Below are 22379 nucleotides of genomic sequence, written 5' to 3' on the forward strand. Positions count from 1 at the left end.
ACCGCGGATAAAGCTTTTGAATATGGAAATGCTTTATCCGTTTTTATCCGATTTGATCCGCGTCTAAAACCGCTTTTGGAGACGGCATGACTACGACATTGCAAGGCGAAATCGCACTGGTCACCGGCGCCAGCCGCGGCATCGGCGCGGCCATCGCCGACGAGTTGGCCGCATTGGGCGCGACCGTGATCGGCACCGCCACCACCGACTCCGGCGCGCAGGCGATCGGCGAGCGGCTGAAGACCGCGGGCGGCCACGGCCGCAAGCTCGACGTCGTCGACGGCGCCGCGATCGAGGCGCTGATCGAAGGCATCGGCAAGGAATTCGGCCCGGTCTCCATCCTGGTCAACAACGCCGGCATCACCCGCGACAATCTGCTGATGCGGATGAAGGACGAAGACTGGCAGGCGATCCTCGACACCAACCTGAGCAGCGTGTTCCGCACCTCGAAGGCGGTGATGCGCGGCATGATGAAGGCGCGCAAGGGCCGCATCATCAATATCGCTTCGGTGGTCGGTGTCACCGGCAACGCGGGCCAGGCGAACTACGCCGCCGCGAAGGCCGGCATCATCGCGTTCAGCAAGTCGCTGGCCAAGGAAATCGGTTCGCGCGGCGTCACCGTCAACGTGGTCGCGCCGGGCTTCATCGCCACCGACATGACCCGCGATCTGCCCGAAGACGCCAAGGATGCGTTGACCAAGCAGATCGCGCTCGGCCGCCTGGGCGAGCCGGCCGACATCGCCCGCGCCGTGGCCTTCCTCGCCGGCCCGGGCGCGAGCTACATCACCGGCGAGACCCTGCACGTCAACGGCGGCATGTACATGCCCTGACGCCGGGACATAAAATCCGGCCGTAAATCATTGAATCGGCTGGCCGCGGGACCTAGCGCGCGGCGGCCGCCTTTCCACTACACTATGCCCTGAAACAGTCTCCCGGGAGGAGCAAGCACCCATGAGCAGCATCGAAGAACGCGTCAAGAAAATCGTGGTCGAACAGCTCGGCGTCAAGGAAGAGGAAGTCACCAACAGCGCTTCGTTCGTCGACGATCTCGGCGCCGACTCGCTCGACACCGTGGAGCTGGTGATGGCGCTCGAAGAAGAGTTCGAGTGCGAGATCCCGGACGAAGAGGCCGAGAAGATCACTTCGGTGCAGCAGGCCATCGATTACATCAAGGCCCACGTCAAGGCCTGATGTCCGGCCGAGCGGGCCGGATTCCGGCCAGCCACCCAATGCAGAACCGCGTCCGCAGTTTCCGAACCGCGGGCCGGCCGTGACAAGCCACGGGGCCGCGAACGCGGCCCTGTGCGTTTGCGGCGGCGCATCCGCCGCCGTACGGGCAAGCAGCAACGAATCCGTCAGGAGCAGGTTATGAGCAAGCGTCGCGTCGTCGTCACCGGTCTGGGCATCCTGTCCCCGCTGGGCAACGACCTGAAGTCGAGCTGGGACGGCATCGTCAACGGCCGTTCGGGCATCGGCCCGATCACCCATTTCGACGCCTCCGCGTTCTCCACCCGCATCGCCGGCCAAGTGAAGGATTTCGACGCCGCGGCCTGGATCGCGCCGAAGGACATCAAGAAGATGGATCCGTTCGTGCACTACGGCGTGGCCGCTTCGATGATGGCCATCGCCGACGCCGGACTGGACATCAACGAAGCCGACGCCGAACGCATCGGCGTGGCGATCGGCGCCGGCATCGGCGGCCTGAAGGGCATCGAAGAGACCACGCTGAAGTGGGCCGAGGGCGGGCCGCGCAAGATCTCGCCGTTCTATGTGCCCAGCACCATCATCAACATGATCGCCGGACAAGTGTCGATCATGACCGGCGCCAAGGGCCCGAACATCGCCGCGGTCACCGCCTGCACCACGGCCACGCACAACATCGGCCTCGCGTTCCGCATGATCCAGTACGGCGAGGCCGACGCGATGATCGCCGGCGGCGCCGAATACGCGACCACGCCCACGTCGGTCGGCGGCTTCTGCTCGATGAAGGCGCTGTCCACCCGCAACGACGATCCGCACCGAGCCTCGCGTCCCTGGGACAAGGACCGCGACGGCTTCGTGATGGGCGACGGCGCCGGCATCCTGGTGCTGGAGGAATACGAACGCGCCAAGGCCCGCGGCGCGAAGATCTATTGCGAGCTGGTCGGCTTCGGCATGAGCGGCGACGCTTACCACATGACCGCGCCCAGCGAGAACGGCGACGGCGCCGCGCGTTGCATGCGCAACGCGATCAAGGACGCCGGTTTGAACGCTTCGGCGATCGGCTACATCAACGCGCACGGCACCTCGACGCCGGCCGGCGACTTGGCCGAGACGATGGCGGTGAAGGCCGCGCTCGGCGAACACGCCTACAAGACCATGGTCAGCTCGACCAAGTCGATGACCGGCCACTTGCTCGGCGCCGCCGGCGGCGTGGAAGCGGTGTTCTCGGCGATGGCGATCCATGCCGGCGTGATTCCGCCGACGATCAACTTGGAGAATCCGTCCGAGGGCTGCGACCTGGACTACGTGCCGAACGAGGCGCGCGAGAAGAAGGTCGATATCGCTATGTCGAATTCGTTCGGCTTCGGCGGCACCAACGGCACCCTGGTGTTCAAGCGCGTTTGATCTTGAAGCCCTCTCCCGCTTGCGGGAGAGGGTTGGGTGAGGGCGCGCGTCGCCTCCGATCGCTTCGTATCTTTCGGCAGACAAAGCAAAGCAGTCGAGCAGGCTCGACTCTACAATTCCAGCCCCGACGGGGACATCGGCTAAAAAGCGAATGCTGGTCACCCGCGCACTCCCTCCGGATACCGACCTGCTGGCCCTGCACCGGCACGCGCCGTCGCGCTATCCGCTATTGCTCGAATCCGCCGCCAGCGGCACCGCGCAAGGCCGCTGGGATTTGTTGCTGGCCGCGAGCGGCGAATCGCTGACGCTGCACCGCGACGGCAAAACGCGTTGCGGCGACGGCAGCGCCGCGGGCGAGGATTTCCTGGCGGCACTGGACGAAGCCTGGCGCCGCGAACGGATCTCGCGCGAAGAGCCGCGCTGGCCCTTCCACGGCGGTTGGGCGCTGTTCCTCTCCTACGAACTCGCCGCACAGGTCGAACCGGTGCTGCGCCTGCCCGCCGCACCCGGCGCGCTTCCGGTCGCGCTCGCATTGCGCTGCCCCGCCGCCGTGTTGCGCGACCGCGCGACCGGCGATTGCATCGCGCTCGCCGAAAGCGGGCGGGGGGCGATGCTGGACCGCATCTCATCGGACATCGCGGCCGCAGCGTTCACGTCGGATATCCGCTGGCGCCCTCCCGCCGAATTGATCGAGGACGAGCCGCAGCGGTTCACCGCGGGCGTCGAACGCATCCTCGAATATCTCGCCGCCGGCGACGTATTCCAAGTGAACCTGTCCCGCGCGTGGCGGGCGAAGTTCGACGGCGCGCTCGATCCGGCCGCGCTGTACGCGCAACTGCGCCGCGCCAATCCTTCTCCTTTCGCCGGTTTGTTCGCGGGCGACGGCTGGGCGGTGGCGAGCTCGTCGCCGGAGCGGCTGGTGTCGGTGCGTGGCGACATCGTCGAAACCCGACCCATCGCCGGCACCCGTCCGCGCTTCGACGGCGACGACGACGCGGCGCGGATCCGCGAGCTGGTCGGCCATCCGAAAGAACGCGCCGAGCACGTGATGCTGATCGACTTGGAGCGCAACGACCTGGGCCGGGTCTGCGTGCCCGGCAGCGTCGAAGTCGACGAATTGATGAGCGTGGAAAGCTACGCCCACGTCCACCATATCGTCAGCAACGTGCGCGGCCGTTTGCGCGCCGATACGACGCCGGGCGAAACGATCCGCGCCGTATTTCCGGGCGGCACCATCACCGGCTGTCCGAAAGTGCGTTGCATGCAGATCATCGCCGAGTTGGAAGCCGTCGGTCGCGGCGCCTACACCGGCGCGATGGGCTGGCTGAACCGCGACGGCGACATGGATCTGAACATCCTGATCCGCAGCGGCGAGATCGAAGGCGGCGAGCTGCGCTTCCGCACCGGCGCCGGTATCGTCGCCGACTCGGACCCGCAGCGCGAACTCGACGAAACCCGCGCCAAGGCGCGCGGCATGCTCCGCGCGCTGGAGGCGGCGCCATGAACGCTCGCGTCTTCGTCGGCGAGCGCCGGGCCGAAGCCATCGCCGCGGACGATCGCGGCCTGGCGTACGGCGACGGCTTGTTCGAAACGATGCGCGCGCATCGCGGCGGCGTGCCGTGGTGGGACGCGCATTGGACGAGATTGGCGAAAGGCGCGGCGCGTTTGCGCCTGGCGCTGCCGGACCGAAATTTCGTCCGCAGCCAAGCCGCAGCGCTGCTCGAAGGCGCGGACGCCGGCGTGTTGAAACTGATCGTTACCCGCGGCAGCGGAGGGCGCGGGTATTCGCCGCCGATGGACGCCGAGCCGTCCTGGATACTTTCGCTGCATCCATTGCCGTCTTCCCCCATGCAAGGTCTGACGCTGCGCTGGTGCGCGACGCGGCTCGCGATCCAGCCTGCGCTGGCCGGGCTGAAGCATTGCAACCGGCTCGAACAAGTCCTGGCACGCGCCGAATGGCAGGACGACGCCGCCGCGGATCGCGATGCGGACGAGGGCCTGATGCTGGATACCGAAGGCCATGCGGTGAGCGCGACGGCGGCCAACGTATTCGCGCTGATCGACGGGCGCTGGGCCACCCCGCGGCTCGACCGCTGCGGCGTGGCCGGCATCTGCCGCGATTGGGCCCTGTCCGATCTGCGCGCCGAAGAGATCCGCCTGCTGCCGGCGCAACTGGAGTCAGCCGAGACGATTTTCCTCTGCAATGCGGTGCGCGGTATCCTCACCGTCGCCCGGCTCGGCGAACGCGCCTGGGCGCCCCATCCGCAAGTGTCGGCGTTGCGCGGACGCCTGGCCGCCGCCGCGCCCATGTTCGCGGACCCGCAACGAGGAATCCTCGCTTGAGCAAGAAAAAAAGCCGCTTCGGCCTGCTGTTCGTCATCACGGCTCTGCTGGCCGGCTTCGCTGCTTACGGGTTGTGGCAGCGCTATACCGGCTTCGCCGATGCGCCGGTGTCGGGGATCGATGCGGGCGAGACCTTGTCGGTCGAACGCGGCGACTCGTTCCCGCAAGTGCTGCGCAAACTGCGCGCGGCCGGCGTGAGCGACGGGCAGGACGTCGAATGGCAGTTGCTGGCGAAGCAAATCGGCGCGGCGGGCCGGCTCCAGGTCGGCGAATACGCTTTGCAGCCCGGCGCTACGCCGCGCCAGCTGCTCGCGGCGATGCGCGACGGCAAAGTGATCGGCTACCGCTTCACCATCGTCGAAGGCTGGAACATCCGCGAACTGCGCGCGGCGCTGGCCAAGGCGCAGCCTTTGAAACAGGAAACCGCGCAACTCGACGATGCGGCGCTGATGAAGGCTCTGGGCCACGCCGGCCAGCATCCGGAAGGCCGCTTCCTGCCGGAAACCTACCAATACAACCGCGGCGACAGCGATTTGCAGGTGCTCAAGCGCGCCTACGCCGCGATGGACAAGGCCTTGACCGAAGCCTGGAACGGCCGCGCCGCCGACGTGCCCTTGCGCAGCGCCGACGAGGCGCTGATCTTGGCTTCGATCGTGGAGAAGGAAACGGGCATCGCCGAAGAGCGTCCGCAGATCGCCGGCTTGTTCGCGCGCCGCTTGAAGCTGGGCATGCTGCTGCAGACCGACCCGGCGGTGATCTACGGCATGGGCAGCAGCTATGCCGGCAACATCCGCCGCCAGGACCTGACCACCGACACGCCTTACAACACTTACACCCGCGCCGGGTTGCCGCCCACCCCGATCGCGATGCCGGGCGTGGCGGCCTTGCGCGCCACCACGAATCCGGCGCCGGGCGACGCTCTGTATTTCGTCGCGCTCGGCGACGGCAGCGGCCGGCACGCGTTTTCGCGCACGCTGGACGAGCATCAAGTCGCGGTGCGGCAATACGTGCAGCGTTACCGGCAACGGCAACAGGCTGCGCCGACGGCGACGCCGAAATGACCGGATTGGCCGTGCAGGAACGCTTCATCACCTTGGAAGGCGGCGAGGGCGCCGGCAAATCCACGGTGATCGCCGCGTTGCGCGATGCGCTCGAAGCCGCGGGCGAAGACGTGGTCTGCACCCGCGAACCCGGCGGTACGCCGCTGGCCGAAGAGATCCGCGGCTTGCTGCTCGACCCGCAGCACGAGGCGGCGGTGCCGCAAGCCGAACTGCTGCTGGTTTTCGCCGCGCGCGCGCAGCACGTGAAGCGGACCATCCTGCCGGCGCTGCAGCGCGGCGCTTGGGTGATCTGCGACCGCTTCACCGATTCCAGTTACGCCTATCAGGGCGGCGGCCGCGGCCTGGATGCGCAATTCATCGCCGAACTCGAACGCCGCGCGGTCGGCATCTTGCCGGCGATGACCTTGTTGTTGGACATCGACGTGCACGAAGGCCGCGTGCGCACCAGCAGTCGCGATTTGTGGCCCGACCGGATCGAGCGCGAGCAGGAGGATTTCTTCGCGCGCGCGCGCGGCGTGTTCTTGATGCGGGCCGAAGCCGATCCCGGACGTTTCCGGGTGATCGACGCCGCGCGGCCGCGCGAGCGGGTCGCGGCCGAGGCCGTGGCGCATCTGTTGCGTTTGCGGGAATCGTCGCGATGAGGGTTTCGGGTTTCGCGCCCTGGCAACAGCGCATCTACGACCAGGCTTGCGAGTCGATCGACGCCGGCCGCCTGGCGCATGGGTTGCTGTTCTGCGGCCCGGCCAATCTGGGCAAGCGCGCCGTGGCCGAACGCCTGGCCCGGCGCTTGCTGTGCCGCGATCGCGGCGCCGACGGCGAGCCGTGCGGACGATGCCGCGCCTGCCAGCTGCTGTCCGCGGGCACGCATCCGGATTTCGCCGTCGTCTCGTTCGTGCCCAATCGCGAAGGCACGCGGATGCGCACCGAGATCGTGATCGAGCAGATCCGCGAGCTATCGGAAAAGCTCACGCTCACGCCGCAGTACGGCGAAGCGCAGGTCGCGATCATCGATCCGGCCGACGCCGTCAACCACGCCGCCTGCAACGCTTTGCTGAAGACGCTGGAAGAGCCGGTGCCGGGCCGTTATCTGTGGCTGGTCAGCGCGCATCCGGCGCGCTTGCCGGCGACCATCCGCAGCCGCTGCCAGAAGCTCGAGTTCCGTTTGCCGCCGCAAGCCGAAGCGACCGCGTGGCTTGCGGCGCAAGGGCACCCGCAAACCTCGGCGGCCGAAGCTCTCGACGCTGCGCGCGGCCATCCCGGTTTGGCCGACGCCTGGCTGCGCGACGGCGCGCTGAAGCTGCGGCGCGAGGTCGCCAACGACTTGACGCGTCTGCGCCGGGGCGAAATCGCTGCGCTGGAAACCGCCCAGCGTTGGACCGCCGACGAAGACGCCGGCTTGCGCCTGCGCTTCGCCGCGGACCTGGTCCTGGCCGAGGCGGCCGGCTTGACCGATCCGGCCCGAACGCGCAGTCTGGCCGCGTGGTTCGATGCGGCCAACCGCACCCGCGACCTGTTGCGAACGACGGTGCGTGCGGACTTGGCGGTCGCGGATCTATTGTTGTCGTGGCGCGGCGACGCCGCACGGACGGCGGGGAGCGGAAGATGAGTTCGACGGGCGCGGGCGCGCGGCAGGGCATCCTGTCGCTGGCGGTGAAGGACAAGGCGGCGCTGTACCACGCGTACATGCCGTACATCAAACAAGGCGGGATCTTCGTGCCGACGCCCAAGCGCTATTTCCTGGGCGACGAGGTGTTCCTGCTGCTGACCCTACCCGAATCCAGCGAGCGCCTGCCGGTCGCCGGCAAGGTCGTTTGGGTCACTCCGCCGGGCGCGCAAGGCAACCGCACCGCCGGCATCGGCGTGCAATTCGCCGAGACCGCCGAGGGCGATGCGGTGAAAGGCAAGATCGAAGCGCTGCTCGCCGGCACGCTCAACGCGGACAAGCCGACGCACACGATGTGATCTCCGCCCGATTCGCAGGCTTTTTGTAGGAACGGCTTTAGCCGCGAGCTCTACGGTCGGGTCGCAATGGTCTGAAGCGAAGAGCTCGCGGCTAAAGCCGCTCCTACAAAAGCAGGGGTCACCGCAACCTCGGCGAATCCCACCCCGGCCGCGGCGCGAAACGTTCGCCGTATTTCGCCTGCAACGCTTGCAGCTTGGCCAGCAGCGCATCGGCGCCGGCTTCGCGGACGTATTGGATCGGGCCGCCGCGGAACGGCGCGAAGCCGGTGCCGAAGATGACGCCGGCGTCGAGCAGGTCGGCGTCGGCGACCACGCCATCGTGCAATGCGGCGACCGCTTCGTTGAGCAGCGGCAGGATCAAACGGTCTTCCAGATCTTCCGGCGCTTTGTAGTCCTTCGGCAATTCCGGCTTCTTCGGCTTGCCGTTTTCCCACGCGTACAGGCCTTGCCCATCCTTCTTGCCGCGCTTGCCTTGTTCGGGCGGCGCGGCCAGTGCGGCGGGAATGGCGAGGCCGAGGAAGGGCGCCAATTCCCGGCCAACGCCGGAAGCGACGTCCAGGCCCACGGTGTCGATCAATTCGATCGGCCCCATCGGCATGCCGAACTTCACCGCGGCCTTGTCGATGGCCGGTCCCGGGATGCCTTCCGAATAAGCGGTGACCGCTTCCAGCATGTACGGGAACAGCACGCGGTTCACCAGGAAACCCGGCGTGCCCGCGACCGGCACCGGCAGTTTGTCCAGCGCCTTGCAGAACGCGGCCAGGCGCTTTTCGGTTTCCGGCGCCATCGCGTCGTGGTGGATGATCTCCACCAGCGGCATCAGCGCCACCGGATTGAAGTAGTGCAGGCCGGCGAATTGCGCGGGCCGCTGGATGTGTTCGCGCAGCTCGACCAAGGGGATCGACGAAGTGTTCGTCGTCAGCAACGCATCGGGCTTGAGCCGCGGTTCGACGGTCGCGTACAGATCGCGCTTGGCTTCGGCTTGTTCGATGATCGCTTCGATCACCAGGTCCGCGTTCGGCACGCCGTCGCCGTTCAAGTCGGACTTCAACCGCGCCGCGACTTCCGGCCGCTTCGCATCGTCCTTCACTTTCTTGGCGAACAATTCCTGGGCGCGCGCCATCGCACCGTCGATGAAACGCTGCTCGCGGTCCTGCAGCGTCACTTCGAAGCCTTTGTAGGCTGACCATGCGGCGATGTCTCCGCCCATCACGCCGGCGCCGACCACATGCACGTTGCGGATGCCCGAATCTTTTCCGCCGATGCCTTTCAGGCGTTCCTGCAGGAAAAACACGCGAGTCAGGTTGCGCGCGGTCGGCGTGCCGGCCAGCTTCACCACCGATTTGCGCTCGGCGGCTAGCCGCGCCTGGATACCGCCGCTGCTGCGGCGCCAGGTTTCGATCAGCGCGTACGGCGCCGGGTAGTGTTCCTTGCGCGCCTTGCGCGCGACTTGCTTGACCAGCATCGGCGCCAGCAATTGCCGCGCCGGCCAGGTGTTGGTGATCCAGGCGAGGAAACGCTGCTTGAACGGCCGCTGGGTGCCGCGCAGCGCCAGTTCGGCCGCGGCGTCGACCAGTGCCGACGCATCGACGACTTTGTCGACCAGTCCGATCGCTCTCGCCGCCGAAGCCGACAGAGTGCGGCCGGTCAGCATCATATCCATCGCCGCCGGCGCGCCGACCAAGCGCGGCAGGCGCACGCTGCCGCCCCAGCCGGGATAGATGCCCAGCTTCACTTCGGGCAGGCCGATCCGGGTCGAGGGATCGTTCGAAGCCACGCGGTAACGGCAGGCCAGCGAGATTTCGGTGCCGCCGCCCATGCAGAAGCCGTGGATCGCGGCGACCGTGGGGCAGGGCAGCTCGGCCAGGCGTTGGAAGGCTTGCTGGCCGCGACGGATCGAGTCGCCGATGGTGCCTTTCTCGTCGAATTCCTGGAATTCGCGGATGTCGGCGCCGGCGATGAAGCCCTTGGCCTTGGCCGAGCGGATCACCAGGCCCTTGGGCGGGTCCAGCGCGATCCGCTCCAGGAAGGCGTCCAGTTCGATCAGCACGTCCTGGGCGAAGGTATTGACCGATTCGCCCGCGCGGTCGAACGACAGCACCAGCACGCCGTCCGGGCGGGCCTCGGCTTGCCAGTGGCTGAAGCGCAGTCCAGCTAACCCTTCGATCATGGGGATAGGGCCATTCAGTCAGGTATGGAACCGTTATCATCCAGAGGATGTTCCGACGGCGTCAACACGCGGCGGTTTTGGGGAATCGGTCGTCGGGAATGGAAAAAGCCCGTTTCGACGCCATCTAGAGCCCTCGCAGGCCCTGCGGACCCATGGCCGGATCGGATCGATTGCCCCATGCTCGAACCCCCGTTTCCGTTGTCGTGGAACTTTTCCCCATGCCAAAGGTCATACCGCCCAGCCATAGAGCCGGGCTTTAAGGAGCGCCGGCCCGATGGCCGATAAGGATTCATCGCAAGAGTTGTTGGACCACGAGCTGGTCAGGCGCGTGCAGCGCGGCGACAGCGCGGCGTTCGATTTGCTGGTACGCAAATACCAGCATCGGATCGGCGCATTGATCGGGCGCTACATCTCCGACTGGAGCGAAACCCAGGACGTGGCGCAGGAAACCTTCCTGCGCGCCTACCGGGCGATCGCGAGCTTTCGTGGCGACGCGCAGTTCTATACCTGGTTGCACCGTATTGCAGTGAATACCGCCAAGAACCACCTGGTATCGCACAACCGCCGGCCGCCGACCGACGACATCGACGCGGCCGACGCCGAGCAGTTCGAGTCCGGCATCCGGTTGCGCGACACCGATACGCCCGAGCGCGAACTGATGCGCCAGGAAATTGAACGAACGGTGATGCGCGTGGTCGATGGATTGCCGGAAGAATTGCGTACCGCCATCACCCTGCGCGAGGTGGATGGCCTGAGTTACGAAGAGATCGCGCAGCGGATGGATTGCCCCATCGGCACGGTGCGTTCGCGGATCTTCCGCGCGCGCGAAGCGATCGATGCGGAATTGCAGCCGCTGCTGGACAACGAACCCAAGCGAAGTGCCCGCCAATGACCGAAAACAACTCCCGCGGCATCGATAGGATGGAAATCCACTACCGCCAGCAATTGTGCGCGCTGATGGACGGCGACCTGCCGCCCGAGGAAGCGCGTTTCCTGTTGCGGCGGCTGCAGCACGATGCCGAGCTGGGCGGTTGCTGGGAACGCTGGCAGATGATCGGCGAGAGCTTGCGCGGCCGCGCGGCGGCGCCGTTGCCTTCCGATTTCTCGCAGCGCGTCGCGGCCGCGATCGCCGCAGAACCGGCCGCCGCACGCCCGCCCGCAACGCAGTCGCCGCGTTGGGCGCGCTGGGGTGGCGGCGCGCTCGCCGCTTCGGTGGCCCTGATCGCTTTGTTCATGGCGCGCCAGCAGACGCCGTCGGGAGCGATTCCCGATACCGAGTCCGCGCCGATCGTCGCCGCCGCTTCGATGCCGCCCGCGCAAGCGCCGGAACCCGCCGCGCCGTCGGTGCCCGATCCGACGCCGGCCGCCACGCTCGCAGCGGCGACCGTGGCCGTGGCCGAAGTGCCGCGCCGCGTCGCCAACCGTCGCGCATCGACGCGCTCGCAAAGCCAGCGCGCCGCTTTGCGCGCAGCGCGCGAGAACGCCGATCCGCCCATCGTCGCGGTCGCGGTGAACGATGCGACGGCTTCGTCCGCCGTTTCGTCATCGGCTTTGGTCGCTTCCAAAGACCCGTTCGCTTCCCAGGCCGCTGCGCCCAGCCGGCCTTGGCCCAGCGCGACCTTGCCGCAACTGTCCGGCAGCAGCGCTTTGAGCGTCGACTACGGAACCAACGGCGCTTATTACCCGTTCCAGCCGCGCGTTCCGGTGCATGCGCCGCAGCCGTCGGGCGACGCGGTGCAGGGCGCCGAGGAAGCGCCGCAGCGCTGATCGGGAACGTTTCGTCCGCTTGCGGTTCCAATCCCCATCTTTCCACTCCTTGTCGAGGATGAGTCCCCGATGATCCGTTCGCTACGTCCGCTCGCCGCGATGTCGCTCGGCGCCGCCGTCGCCACCGCCGTCGTCGTCGCATTGCCCAATGCCACCGCGCAGTCCAATAGCGCCGCGCAGCCGACTGCCGTCACGCCGCCTTCGTCGCCGCAACTGGTTTCCGGATTGCCGGATTTCACTCAGTTGGTCGAACAGGTCGGTCCCGCGGTGGTGAACATCGAAGCGGGGGTGAAGCCGCGCCGCACGGCGATGCAGCAACAAGCGCCGTACGACGACGAGGACATTCCGGAAATCTTCCGCCGTTTCTTCGGCCCAGGCATGCCCGGCATGCCGAGCCCCGGTCCGCAAGGCCGCGGCGGCGTGTCGATGGGCACCGGCTTCATCATCTCGGCCGACGGTTACGTATTGACCAACCATCACGTCGTGGAAGGGTCGGACGACGTCAAGGTGAAATTGTCGGATCGGCGCGAGTTCACGGCGAAGGTCGTCGGCAGCGATCAGGAGTCCGATGTCGCGTTGTTGAAGATCAATGCGTCGTCGTTGCCGTTCCTCCGAACCGGCGATTCCAAGCTGTTGAAGCCGGGGCAGTGGGTGGTCGCGATCGGTTCGCCGTTCGGCTTGGATCATTCGGTCACCGCCGGCATCGTCAGCGCCGTGCAGCGCGCCAACCCTTACGCGGGCCAGCAGTACGTGCCTTTCATCCAGACCGACGTGGCGATCAACCGCGGCAATTCGGGCGGTCCGCTATTGAACACCCGCGGCGAAGTCGTCGGCATCAATTCGCAGATCTTCAGCAATTCCGGCGGCTACATGGGCGTCAGTTTCGCCATTCCGATCGATACCGCGATGAACGCGGTGCAGCAGCTGAAGACGACGGGCAAGGTCACGCGAGGCCAGATCGGCGTCGTGATCGGTCCGGTCACCGACGATGCGAAGAAGGGCTTCAACCTGCCGGATACGCGCGGCGCGCTGGTCAGCGACATCCAAACCGGCAGCGCGGCCGAAAAAGCCGGCTTGCAGCCGGGCGACGTGATCCGCACGGTGAATGGCACCGTTATCAACGAGGCCAGCGACGTGCCGCTGATCGTCGGCTCTATCGCGCCCGGCACGCGGATCCAAGTGGGCGTCTACCGCGACGGCAAGACCGTCGAAATTCCGGTGACGCTGACCGCGTTGAAGAGCAATGCCCAGGCTGGCGCGAATGCCGGTCTGGATGCGTCGCCGAGCAGGGCGCCTTCCGCCTCGTCTAGCAATCCGCTCGGCATCGTCGGCCAGGATCTCGACGCCGACGACCGCCGCCAGTTGGGCCTGCAATCCGGCGAAGGCGTAGGCATCGCCCGCGTCGAAGGCTTGGCCGCGCGCAGCGCGGGCTTGCGCCCGGGCGATGTGATCCTGGCGGTGGGCCGCAACAAAGTAGCCAGCGCTGCGGGGCTCAACCAGCAATTGCGCGACGTGAAGCAGGGCCAGACGGTGATGCTGCTGGTCCGGCGCGGGCAGGCGACGCAGTTCGTGGCGGTGACGCCGCGGGCGGGTGCGGGCGACGATAGCGACGAAGAGTGATGCTGTTTCCTCCCCCTCGTGGGGGAGGATGCCCGAAGGGCAGGAGAGGGGGACGCGAAGCGTAGCGAGCGTGCTTTTGACGTTGGCTTGAGGCGATCCACCAGCCGAACCCTCTCCCTGGCCCTTTGGGCCTGTCCCTCTCCCGCAAGGGGAGAGGGTAAAGGCATGCGGCATGCGATAATGCCGCGTTGTCTCTCAGAAGGGCCGCGAGTCGGCCGTAGCCGCCGCCCCCATGTCCGATCCGATGCGGAATATCCGCAACTTCTCCATCATCGCCCACGTCGACCACGGCAAATCGACCCTGGCCGACCGCATCATCCAGCTCTGCGGCGGGCTCGAAGCCCGCGAGATGGAGGCGCAGGTGCTCGACTCGAACCCGATCGAGCGCGAGCGCGGCATCACTATCAAGGCCCAGTCCGTGTCGCTGCCGTACAAGGCGAAAGACGGGCAGACCTACCAGCTCAATTTCATCGACACCCCCGGCCACGTCGACTTCAGCTACGAAGTCAGCCGCTCGCTGGCCGCCTGCGAGGGCGCGCTGCTGGTGGTGGACGCCGCCCAGGGCGTGGAAGCCCAGTCGGTGGCCAACTGCTACACCGCGGTGGAGCAGGGGCTGGAAGTGGTGCCGATCCTCAACAAGATCGACCTGCCCACGGCCGACGTCGACCGGGTGAAGAAGGAAATCGAAGCGGTGATCGGCATCGACGCCGAAGATGCCGTCGCGATCAGCGCAAAAACTGGCCTCAACGTCGGCGACGTGCTGGAAGCGATCGTCCACCGCATTCCACCGCCCAAGCCGCGCGATACCGACAAACTGCAAGCGCTGATCATCGATTCCTGGTTCGACAATTATCTCGGCGTGGTCTCGCTGGTGCGGGTGATGCAGGGCGAGATCGTGCCCGGCACCAAGATATTGGTGATGTCGACCGGGCGCACCCACCTGGTCGACAAAGTCGGCGTGTTCACGCCCAAGCGCAAGGACCTGCCCAAGCTCGGCGCGGGCGAAGTGGGTTGGATCCACGCCAGCATCAAGGACGTGCACGGCGCGCCGGTCGGCGACACCTTGACCCTAGCCGCCGATCCAGCGCCCAAGCCGCTGCCCGGCTTCCAGGAAATGCAGCCGCGCGTATTCGCCGGCCTGTTCCCGGTCGACGCCGAGGACTATCCGGCGCTGCGCGAGGCGCTGGAAAAACTGCGCTTGAACGACGCCGCGCTGCGTTTCGAGCCGGAAAGCTCGGAAGCGATGGGTTTCGGCTTCCGCTGCGGCTTCCTGGGCATGCTGCACATGGAGATCGTGCAGGAGCGCCTCGAACGCGAATACGATCTGAACCTGATCACCACCGCGCCGACAGTGATCTACGAAGTGCTGAAGACCGACGGCACGGTGATGCCGCTCGACAACCCGGCCAAGCTGCCGCAGATGAATCTGGTCGAGGAGATCCGCGAGCCGATCATCCGCGCCAACATCCTGACCCCTCCCGATTACGTCGGCAACGTGATCACGCTGTGCGAGGAGAAGCGCGGCAGCCAGGTCGGCATCAATTATCTCGGCAGCCAGGTGCAGATCAGCTACGAGCTGCCGATGGCCGAAGTGGTGCTGGATTTCTTCGACCGGCTGAAGTCGGTGTCTCGCGGCTACGCTTCGCTGGACTACCATTTCCTGCGCTTCGACGCCGGCCCGTTCGTGCGCGTGGACACGCTGATCAACGGCGACAAGGTCGACGCGCTGAGCATCATCACCCACCGCCAGCACGCCGATCGCCGCGGCCGCGATCTGACCGAGCGGATGCGCGAGTTGATTCCGCGGCAGATGTTCGACGTGGCGATCCAAGCCGCGATCGGCTCGCAGATCATCGCCCGCACCACGGTCAAGGCGCTGCGCAAGAACGTGCTGGCCAAATGCTACGGCGGCGACGCGACGCGCAAGAAGAAGCTGCTGGAGAAGCAGAAGGAAGGCAAGAAGCGGATGAAGCAGGTGGGGCGGGTGGAGATCCCGCAGGAAGCGTTCCTGGCGGTGCTGCAGGTGGACAACAAGTGAATCCGGCCGCATTCCAGGGCCGAAATGGTCCGCGGAATGCGTACGGAATGACGGTCAGCCCTTGATTTTCCTCGCCCCTTCGGGAGAAGGTGGCCCCGGCCCCCTCTCCCTGGAGAGGGGCTTTAGCATCAGCAGGAGCAGGCATGCGTTGGTTCGAAATCGGTTTGGTGGTGCTGACCTTCGCCACCGGCATCATTTGGCTGCTGGACAAACTGTTCTTCGCCAAGGCGCGGCTCCGCAACGAAGGCTTGCTGGAAGCCAAGGAGCCGGTGGTCGTCGACTATTCGCGAGCCTTCTTCCCGGTATTGCTGATCGTGCTGATGCTGCGCAGCTTCGTCGCCGAGCCGTTCAGGATCCCGTCCAGTTCGATGATGCCCAGCCTGCTAATCGGCGACTTCATCCTGGTCAACAAGTTCACCTACGGCCTGCGTCTGCCGATCACCAACAAGAAATTCCTCGCCTTGAACGAACCGCAGCGCGGCGACGTGGTGGTGTTCAAGCCGCCGCATCACCCCGAGCAGGACTGGATCAAGCGCGTGATCGGCCTGCCCGGCGACACGGTGGCCTACCGCGAAAACACCGTTTACGTGAACGGGAAGCCTTTCGCCTACCGCCCGGTGGGCCGTTACATCGGCAAGGGCCAGGGCAGCGACATGACCGGGGCGACCCTGCTGACCGAGGAGCTCCCCGGCCGGCCGCATCCGGTGCTGGAACGTGAGGACTTGCCGTTTTTTGCGGTCCAAGGCGAGGGAGAATGGACCGTGCCGCCCGGCCAGTATTTCGTCATGGGCGACAATCGTGATAATAGCGAGGACAGCCGGTTCTGGGGGTTCCTGCCGGAGTCCAACCTGCGCGGCAAGGCGTTCCTGGTCTGGATGAACTTCGACAAGAGCGCCGGCGGCGTCGATTTCTCGCGGATCGGCTCGAACATTCCGTAAGCGTCATCAGACAAGGGGAAGGCATGAAACGCACGCAAAGCGGCATCACCTTCATCGGGTTCCTCGTCGTTCTGGCGGTGGCCGGCTTCTTCGCCTATATCGGCATGAAGCTCTTCCCGATGTACCAGGAGTACTACAGCGTCAAGTCCGCGCTGAAAGGCTTGGCCAACGAACCGGGCATCGCCACCGCCGATCCGGCCAAGATCCAGGATCTGTTCTTCCGCCGGCTGTACATCAACTATTCGGACAACGTGAAGCCGGAGAACGTCAAGCTGACGCGCGGCGAACGCGGCTGGAAGATGGAAGTGAATTACGAAGTCCGCAAGTCGATGATCTACAACCTCGACGTGGTCGGCAAATTCGACGCCGTGCAAGAACTGACCCGCGCCGGTGACGCCGATTCCTGATCCGGACCGCGATCCCGGAGGCGAGCTCTTCGCGGGCCACGCCTTCCGGGACGCCGGCCTGCTCAAGCAGGCCCTCACCCACCGCAGCGCCGGCGCGCCGCACAACGAAAGGCTCGAATTCCTGGGCGACGCGCTGATCGGCTTGTTCATTGCCGAAGCGCTGTACGCGCGTTGGCCCAAAGCCGACGAAGGCGCGCTGACCCGGGCGCGTTCGGAACTGGTGCGCGAATCCTCGCTGGCGGGCATCGCGCGCGGCATGGACCTGGGCGGCGCCTTGATCCTGGGGCCGGGCGAGATGAAATCCGGCGGCCATCGCCGCGACTCTATTTTGTCCGATGCGCTCGAAGCCCTGGTCGGCGCGATCTATCTCGACGCCGGTTACGAAGCCTGCCGGTCGGCGGTGATGCCGTGGTTCGCGCATGCGATCGAAGAACTCCCGGCCGGCAAAGTGGAGAAGGACGCCAAGACCCGTTTGCAGGAATGGCTGCAAGCGCGGCAACGCGCGCTGCCGGTGTACGAGGCCGTGTCCGAAAGCGGCGACGATCACGCCAAGGTGTTCCGCGTGCGCTGCCGGCTCAGCGACGCGGAACTGTCGGCGGAGGGCGAGGGCGGTTCCCGCCGCGCCGCCGAGCAGGCCGCCGCCGAGGGCGTTTTGCAGCATCTGCTGTCTGCGCCGTAGGCGCGGTTTTTGTGGGAGCGGCTAAAGCCGCTCCCACAAGATTTGCTCCGCCGCCCGGCGCGGCGGACAATCCGCGCATGGATCCCACTTTTCATCGCGCCGGCAGCGTCGCCGTCATCGGCCGCCCGAACGTCGGCAAATCGACCCTGGTCAACGCGCTGGTCGGCGCCAAGGTCAGCATCACCTCCAAGCGGCCGCAGACCACCCGCCATCGCTTGCTGGGCATCGCCACGTTCCCGCAAGGCCAGATCGCCTTGGTCGATACGCCGGGCCTGCATCGCGAACAAGGCAAGTCCACCGCCTCGGCGATGCATCGTTGGATGAACCGCGCCGCGCGCGGTGCGCTGGAAGGCGTCGACGCGGCGATTTTGGTGGTCGAAGCCGGGCGCTGGGACGAAGAGGACGCGCTCGCGTTCGACGCCTTGAAGCAAGCGAAGGTGCCGGTGGTGCTGGCGGTCAACCAGGTCGATAAATTGCGCGACAAGACCGCGCTGCTGCCTTATCTGGCGAAAGCGGCGCAAGGCCGGGACTTCGCCAGCGTGCATCCGATCTCCGCGCTGAAGCGCAGCGGCCTGGACGCATTGGTCGCGGACTTGCTGAAGCTGCTGCCCGAAGCGCCTCCGATGTACGGCGAAGACGAGATCACCGACAAGAGCGAACGTTTCCTGGCCGGCGAAATGGTCCGCGAGCAGCTGATGCGCCAGCTCGGCGCCGAATTGCCGTACGCGGCCACGGTGGAGATCGAGCGCTTCGTCGAAGAAGGCGAATTGCTGCGGATCGGAGCGGTGATCTGGGTGGAACGCGACAGCCAAAAGGCGATCGTGATCGGCAAAGGCGGCGCGCGCTTGCGCGAAGTCGGGACGCAGGCGCGTTCGCATATGGAATCTTTGTTCGGCCGCAAGGTTTTCCTCGAAACCTGGGTGCGCGTCCGCGAGGGCTGGTCGGACGACGAGGCGGCGTTGCGTACCTTGGGTTATCACGATTGACCCGGAGTCCTCCGGCCGCTTTAAGCCGTCATTCCCGCGAAGGCGGGAATCCAGTGACTTTCGCTCTTGCTCTCGCCATCGTTTCTGTGTGCGGGGAGAAAAGCCAAGCCATTGGATTCCCGCTTTCGCGGGTATGACGGCTTAAAAGGCGAGGCACGGCGTTCATGCGCATCGACAACGAACCGGCCTACGTGCTGCACGCGCGCGCTTGGCGCGAAACCAGCCTACTGGTCGAGTTGTTGTGCGAGAAGCACGGCCGCATCGGCCTGGTCGCGCGCGGCGTGCAAGGGCCGAAGCGGCACCCGCTGCGGGCGGCGCTGCAGCCGTTGCAGCACATCCGCATCGATGCGGTGCAGCGCGGCGAGTTGGCGCGCTTGAATTCCGCCGAAGCGCTCGACGCCGCGCCGCGGCTGGCCGGCGACGCGGCCTTGGCCGGCTTCTACGTCAGCGAACTCGTGCTGCGTTTGGCGCCGCGCAACGATCCGCATCCCGAGTTGTACCGGGCTTACGGAACGGCGCGCGGACGATTGGCCGGCAGCGACCCCTTGGCCTGGACGTTGCGCCGCTTCGAACGCGAACTGCTGGAAGCGCTCGGCTTCGGTTTCGCTTTCGGCGAAGACGGCGACGGCGAGCCGATCGACCCGGCGGCGCGCTACCGGATCGACCCCGAGCAGGGGCCGCGCCGACTGCTCAGCGATCGCGGCCAGCGCGACCGCGATGAAGCCGCCACCGGCCGCGCCTTGCTCGCCTTGGCCCAGGATCTGCAGCCTTCCGCCGACGACCTCGCCAGCCTGCGCCGGCCGATGCGCGCGGTGCTGGCGCACCATCTGGGCGGGCGGGGGTTGAAATCCTGGGAACTGATCGCGCAATTGGCGCGGACCAAGCCGCGCATCGCCGAATCCTGAGCGAGATTCTGCTTTTTGGGGGAGCGGCTTTAGCCGCGAGCGTCCCGATCATTTGGCAGCGATCCTGCGGGAAGAGCTCGCGGCTAAAGCCGCTCCCACAAAATCAAGAAGCGCTCGTCGCAAGCGTACGCCGCACGGCATCCGCGAAAAATTCCGCTGCGGCGGCATCCGCTGCAGCCGCGTCCAGCCGCTCCACTGCGGCCTTCAGCCGCGACGCGCCGACGAACCCGCAACTCGCCTTCAATCGATGCAAGGTATCGCGGGCGGCGTCGTTGTCGCCGCGGTCGAGCGCGCCCAGCACCGCATCGCGCTGCGCCGGCAGTTCGGACAGGAACAATTCGCGCAGGATCGTCACGTGCTCCTGGCTGCCGTTCATCGCAGCGAGCGCGCTTTCGTCGTCCCACACCGACGATCCGGGATCCGGTTCCGCCGCCGGCGCCAGCGCGACGGGCGCGGGGCCGATCGCCGCGGCGATCGCGTCGCGCAATTCCACGGCCGCGAAGGGTTTGATCAGGGTGGCGAGAAAACCGGCTTGCGCCAGCGCCGCGTGCTCGTCGGGATCGCGCGAGGCGGTGTGCGCCACCGCCGGGGTTGTGTCGCCTTGCTTGCGCAGGCGGATCAGCAGATCGATGCCGCTCCCGTCGGGCAGGCGCGAATCGAACAGCCACAAAGCGTAGGAGCGTGTGGTCGCCAAGGTCGCGGCGGCGCCGACCGAACCGGCGGTGTCCACATCGGCCGGGAACTGGGCGATGACCGCGGCCATGAACGCCCGGCTGGCCGGGTCGTCTTCGACCAGCAGCAAGCGCGGCTTCATCGCATTCGCATCCTGCATCGTTATGCTCCCTCCATGCCGAAACCGATGTTACGCCTGCTGCCTTGGCTGTTGCTGGCCTGTATCGGGCCGACGCCGGCGCGCATCTTGACGGCCAACATAGCGCGGGTCGGCACGCCCGTGGCGACCTTGGAGGGCGTGACGGTCCGGCTGGATTGGCCGGCGCAAGCGGCGCAGGGCGAGCTGACCTTGACGGCCCGGCGCATCGCCGCGCCGGACCTGGGCTACCGTTATGCCGACGTGACCTGGCGCTGCCCGCTGACGCGCGACGGGCAGGGCGGCTGGCGTTGCGACGGCACGCTGCGTGCTGGCCGGTCGCGGCCGATGCGGCTAGCCGTGGACCTAGGCGTGGCCACGACCGACGTCGCCTTGAGCCAAGGCGAGGCCCGTTTCGCGCTGCGCCGGCAGGCGGCGGCTCCGGACGCGACGGCGCTCGACCTGACCCGGGTCCCGGTCGCCTGGGTGCAAGCCCTGTCGAGCCAGGCCTGGAGCGGCGGGCGCCTGAAGCAGGGGCGGCTCGACGGCAAATTGACCGTAGAGGCGCCCGAGCGCAAACCGCTGCGCATCGCCGGCAGGATCGCGGTTTCGAACCTCGGCTTGGACACGCCGGACGGCACGATCGCCGCCGAAAACGTGTCCGGCGATCTCGACATCGATTATCGGACGCAGGCGCCGGACACCCGCATCGCCGTCCACGGCAAGCTTCGCAAGGGCGAATTCCTGGCCGGCAACGCCTACGTCGCTTTGCCGGCCTCGCCGGTGGAGCTGCGCATCGAAGCGGCGCGTTCCGGCGCAGGCCCTTGGCGCTTGCCGCGGATCGAGTGGCGCGACGGCGACGTCTTGCGGCTCGCCGGCGGCGGCGCCTTGACGGTCGACGGCGGCATCGGCGATTTGGCGCTGGAAATATCCAGCCGCGACATCGCGCCGCTGCGGCAACGCTATTTGTCCGGCTGGCTCGGCCTGGTCGGTTTGAGCGAGTTGGGGATGAGCGGCGCGATCGACGCGCGCTTGCGCATCGCCGGCGCGGAATTGAGCGCCGCCGATGCGCGCTTGCACGGCGTCGCTTTGCGCGATGCGCAGCAGCGTTTCGCTTTCGACGGATTGGACGGCGATGTGCGCTTCTCGGCCGGCCCGCCCACGGCCAGCGAATTGCGTTGGCGCAGCGGGCAATTGCAGGGGTTGGATTTCGGGGCGATCGCGCTGCCGTTCGAAAGCCGCGACGGCGTGCTGCGCCTGCGGCAGCCGGCGGCGATGCCGATGCTCGGCGGCAGGGTCGGTTTCGAAGCGATGGAATTGCGCCCGCCCGCGGGCGGCGCCGGGATGCGGATCGAATTCGGCATGAACCTGGCGCGCATCGATTTCGGCAAAGTCTCCGCCGCGCTGGGGCTGCCGGCCTTCAGCGGCGAGCTCAGCGGCAATCTGCCGCGCGCCCGCTACGCCGACGACCGCATCGATTTCGACGGCGGCCTGGACCTGCAATTGTTCGGCGGCACGGTGCGCGCCACGTCGCTGTCGATGGAGCGGCCGTTCGGCGTCGCGCCGACGCTGTCGGCCGACATCGCATTGCAGGGCTTGGACCTGCAGGCGCTGACCGGCGTATTCGATTTCGGCAGCATCAGCGGCCGCCTCGACGGTCGCATCGCCGGTTTGCGCCTGGTCGATTGGAGTCCGGCGGAATTCGACGCGGAATTCCGCACCGTGCCCGCGGCGGGCGTGCGCCAGCGGATCAGCCAGCGCGCCGTGCAGAACATCTCCAGCGTCGGCGACGCCTCCTTCGTCGGCAGCCTGCAGGGCCGCTTGATCGGCTTCTTCGACGATTTCGGCTACGCCCGGATCGGCATTTCCTGCCGCCTGCAGAACGAAGTCTGCGAAATGGGCGGTCTGCGTTCAGCCGGCGACGGATTTACTATCGTCGAAGGGGCGGGGGTTCCGCGCCTGGACGTGGTCGGCTTCAATCGGCGGGTGGATTGGCCGACCCTGGTCGAACGCCTGGCGGCGGTCGGCAAAGGCGACGTCAAACCCGTTTTCGAATGATCGCGACTTCTTTTCGTTTCAGCAGGAGAA

At 66.8% G+C, this 22379-nt stretch carries 21 protein-coding genes; 19 read left to right on the forward strand and 2 right to left on the reverse strand.

Annotated features, from left to right (window positions below; genetic code table 11):
* Positions 1–86 precede the first annotated feature (86 nt).
* The 9 genes from fabG to FCE95_RS01030 all read left to right on the forward strand — a co-directional run bounded on the left by fabG (position 87) and on the right by FCE95_RS01030 (position 7973).
* Positions 87–830 (forward strand): 3-oxoacyl-ACP reductase FabG, encoded by a 744-nt coding sequence (fabG, locus tag FCE95_RS00990; RefSeq protein WP_137265141.1) that lies wholly within the window; start codon positions 87–89, stop codon positions 828–830.
* A gap of 121 nt (positions 831–951) precedes the next feature.
* Positions 952–1191: an acyl carrier protein gene (acpP, locus tag FCE95_RS00995; RefSeq protein ID WP_137265142.1), complete on the forward strand. Its 240-nt coding sequence runs from the start codon at positions 952–954 to the stop codon at positions 1189–1191.
* A gap of 177 nt (positions 1192–1368) precedes the next feature.
* On the forward strand, positions 1369–2607 hold the full coding sequence (gene fabF / locus FCE95_RS01000; RefSeq protein WP_137265143.1) for a beta-ketoacyl-ACP synthase II: 1239 nt from the start codon (positions 1369–1371) through the stop codon (positions 2605–2607).
* 151 nt (positions 2608–2758) lie between these two features.
* The gene (locus FCE95_RS01005) at positions 2759–4111 is read left to right on the forward strand and encodes an aminodeoxychorismate synthase component I (RefSeq protein ID WP_137265144.1); all 1353 of its coding nucleotides are present in this window, start codon (positions 2759–2761) and stop codon (positions 4109–4111) included.
* Entirely contained in the window at positions 4108–4950 is an 843-nt protein-coding gene (gene pabC, locus FCE95_RS01010; protein ID WP_137265145.1) for an aminodeoxychorismate lyase, read from the forward strand. Before FCE95_RS01005 ends, pabC begins: the two co-directional genes overlap by 4 nt.
* Positions 4947–6011, forward strand: a complete 1065-nt coding sequence (gene mltG / locus FCE95_RS01015; protein WP_137265146.1) for an endolytic transglycosylase MltG — start codon at positions 4947–4949, stop codon at positions 6009–6011. The genes pabC and mltG overlap by 4 nt, the downstream gene beginning before the upstream one ends.
* Entirely contained in the window at positions 6008–6652 is a 645-nt protein-coding gene (gene tmk / locus FCE95_RS01020) for a dTMP kinase (RefSeq protein ID WP_137265147.1), read from the forward strand. Before mltG ends, tmk begins: the two co-directional genes overlap by 4 nt.
* Positions 6649–7617: a DNA polymerase III subunit delta' gene (locus FCE95_RS01025; protein WP_137265148.1), complete on the forward strand. Its 969-nt coding sequence runs from the start codon at positions 6649–6651 to the stop codon at positions 7615–7617. Before tmk ends, FCE95_RS01025 begins: the two co-directional genes overlap by 4 nt.
* Positions 7614–7973, forward strand: a complete 360-nt coding sequence (locus tag FCE95_RS01030) for a PilZ domain-containing protein (protein ID WP_137265149.1) — start codon at positions 7614–7616, stop codon at positions 7971–7973. The genes FCE95_RS01025 and FCE95_RS01030 overlap by 4 nt, the downstream gene beginning before the upstream one ends.
* 118 nt (positions 7974–8091) lie before the next feature.
* On the opposite strand, the gene FCE95_RS01035 is transcribed toward FCE95_RS01030, so the two are convergent.
* Positions 8092–10143 carry a 3-hydroxyacyl-CoA dehydrogenase NAD-binding domain-containing protein gene (locus FCE95_RS01035; RefSeq protein WP_137265150.1) on the reverse strand — a complete coding sequence of 684 codons (2052 nt, stop codon included), beginning with the start codon at positions 10141–10143 and terminating at the stop codon, positions 8092–8094.
* A gap of 274 nt (positions 10144–10417) precedes the next feature.
* Between FCE95_RS01035 and rpoE the strand changes: the two genes are divergently transcribed.
* The 9 genes from rpoE (at position 10418) to recO (ending at position 19483) form a co-directional block, all read left to right on the forward strand.
* Complete coding sequence (gene rpoE, locus FCE95_RS01040) at positions 10418–11035, forward strand: RNA polymerase sigma factor RpoE (protein WP_137265151.1); 618 nt, start codon at positions 10418–10420, stop codon at positions 11033–11035.
* A complete protein-coding gene (locus FCE95_RS01045) occupies positions 11032–11910 on the forward strand; it encodes a sigma-E factor negative regulatory protein (RefSeq protein ID WP_137265152.1) in 879 nt (292 codons plus the stop codon). The genes rpoE and FCE95_RS01045 overlap by 4 nt, the downstream gene beginning before the upstream one ends.
* Positions 11911–11979: 69 nt before the next feature.
* Positions 11980–13530, forward strand: coding sequence for a DegQ family serine endoprotease (locus FCE95_RS01050; RefSeq protein ID WP_189644601.1), 1551 nt, complete (start codon positions 11980–11982; stop codon positions 13528–13530).
* Positions 13531–13774: 244 nt separating this feature from the next.
* On the forward strand, positions 13775–15568 hold the full coding sequence (gene lepA, locus FCE95_RS01055; RefSeq protein ID WP_137266395.1) for a translation elongation factor 4: 1794 nt from the start codon (positions 13775–13777) through the stop codon (positions 15566–15568).
* Positions 15569–15711: 143 nt separating this feature from the next.
* Positions 15712–16506 carry a signal peptidase I gene (gene lepB, locus FCE95_RS01060; protein ID WP_137265153.1) on the forward strand — a complete coding sequence of 265 codons (795 nt, stop codon included), beginning with the start codon at positions 15712–15714 and terminating at the stop codon, positions 16504–16506.
* Positions 16507–16529: 23 nt separating this feature from the next.
* Entirely contained in the window at positions 16530–16913 is a 384-nt protein-coding gene (locus FCE95_RS01065) for a DUF4845 domain-containing protein (protein ID WP_137265154.1), read from the forward strand.
* Positions 16906–17592, forward strand: coding sequence for a ribonuclease III (gene rnc / locus FCE95_RS01070; protein ID WP_137266396.1), 687 nt, complete (start codon positions 16906–16908; stop codon positions 17590–17592). Before FCE95_RS01065 ends, rnc begins: the two co-directional genes overlap by 8 nt.
* A 77-nt stretch (positions 17593–17669) precedes the next feature.
* On the forward strand, positions 17670–18578 hold the full coding sequence (gene era, locus FCE95_RS01075; RefSeq protein ID WP_137265155.1) for a GTPase Era: 909 nt from the start codon (positions 17670–17672) through the stop codon (positions 18576–18578).
* A gap of 164 nt (positions 18579–18742) precedes the next feature.
* Positions 18743–19483, forward strand: a complete 741-nt coding sequence (recO, locus tag FCE95_RS01080) for a DNA repair protein RecO (RefSeq protein WP_137265156.1) — start codon at positions 18743–18745, stop codon at positions 19481–19483.
* A 103-nt stretch (positions 19484–19586) separates the two neighbouring features.
* Here recO and FCE95_RS01085 read toward each other — a convergent pair whose 3' ends face one another.
* Complete coding sequence (locus tag FCE95_RS01085) at positions 19587–20315, reverse strand: response regulator (RefSeq protein WP_137265157.1); 729 nt, start codon at positions 20313–20315, stop codon at positions 19587–19589.
* A 15-nt stretch (positions 20316–20330) separates the two neighbouring features.
* Here FCE95_RS01085 and FCE95_RS01090 point away from each other — a divergent pair, with 15 nt between their 5' ends.
* The gene (locus FCE95_RS01090; protein ID WP_137265158.1) at positions 20331–22349 is read left to right on the forward strand and encodes a translocation/assembly module TamB domain-containing protein; all 2019 of its coding nucleotides are present in this window, start codon (positions 20331–20333) and stop codon (positions 22347–22349) included.
* Positions 22350–22379 lie beyond the last annotated feature (30 nt).

This window comes from Luteimonas gilva (assembly GCF_005239095.1).
GTDB lineage: Bacteria > Pseudomonadota > Gammaproteobacteria > Xanthomonadales > Xanthomonadaceae > Luteimonas_C > Luteimonas_C gilva.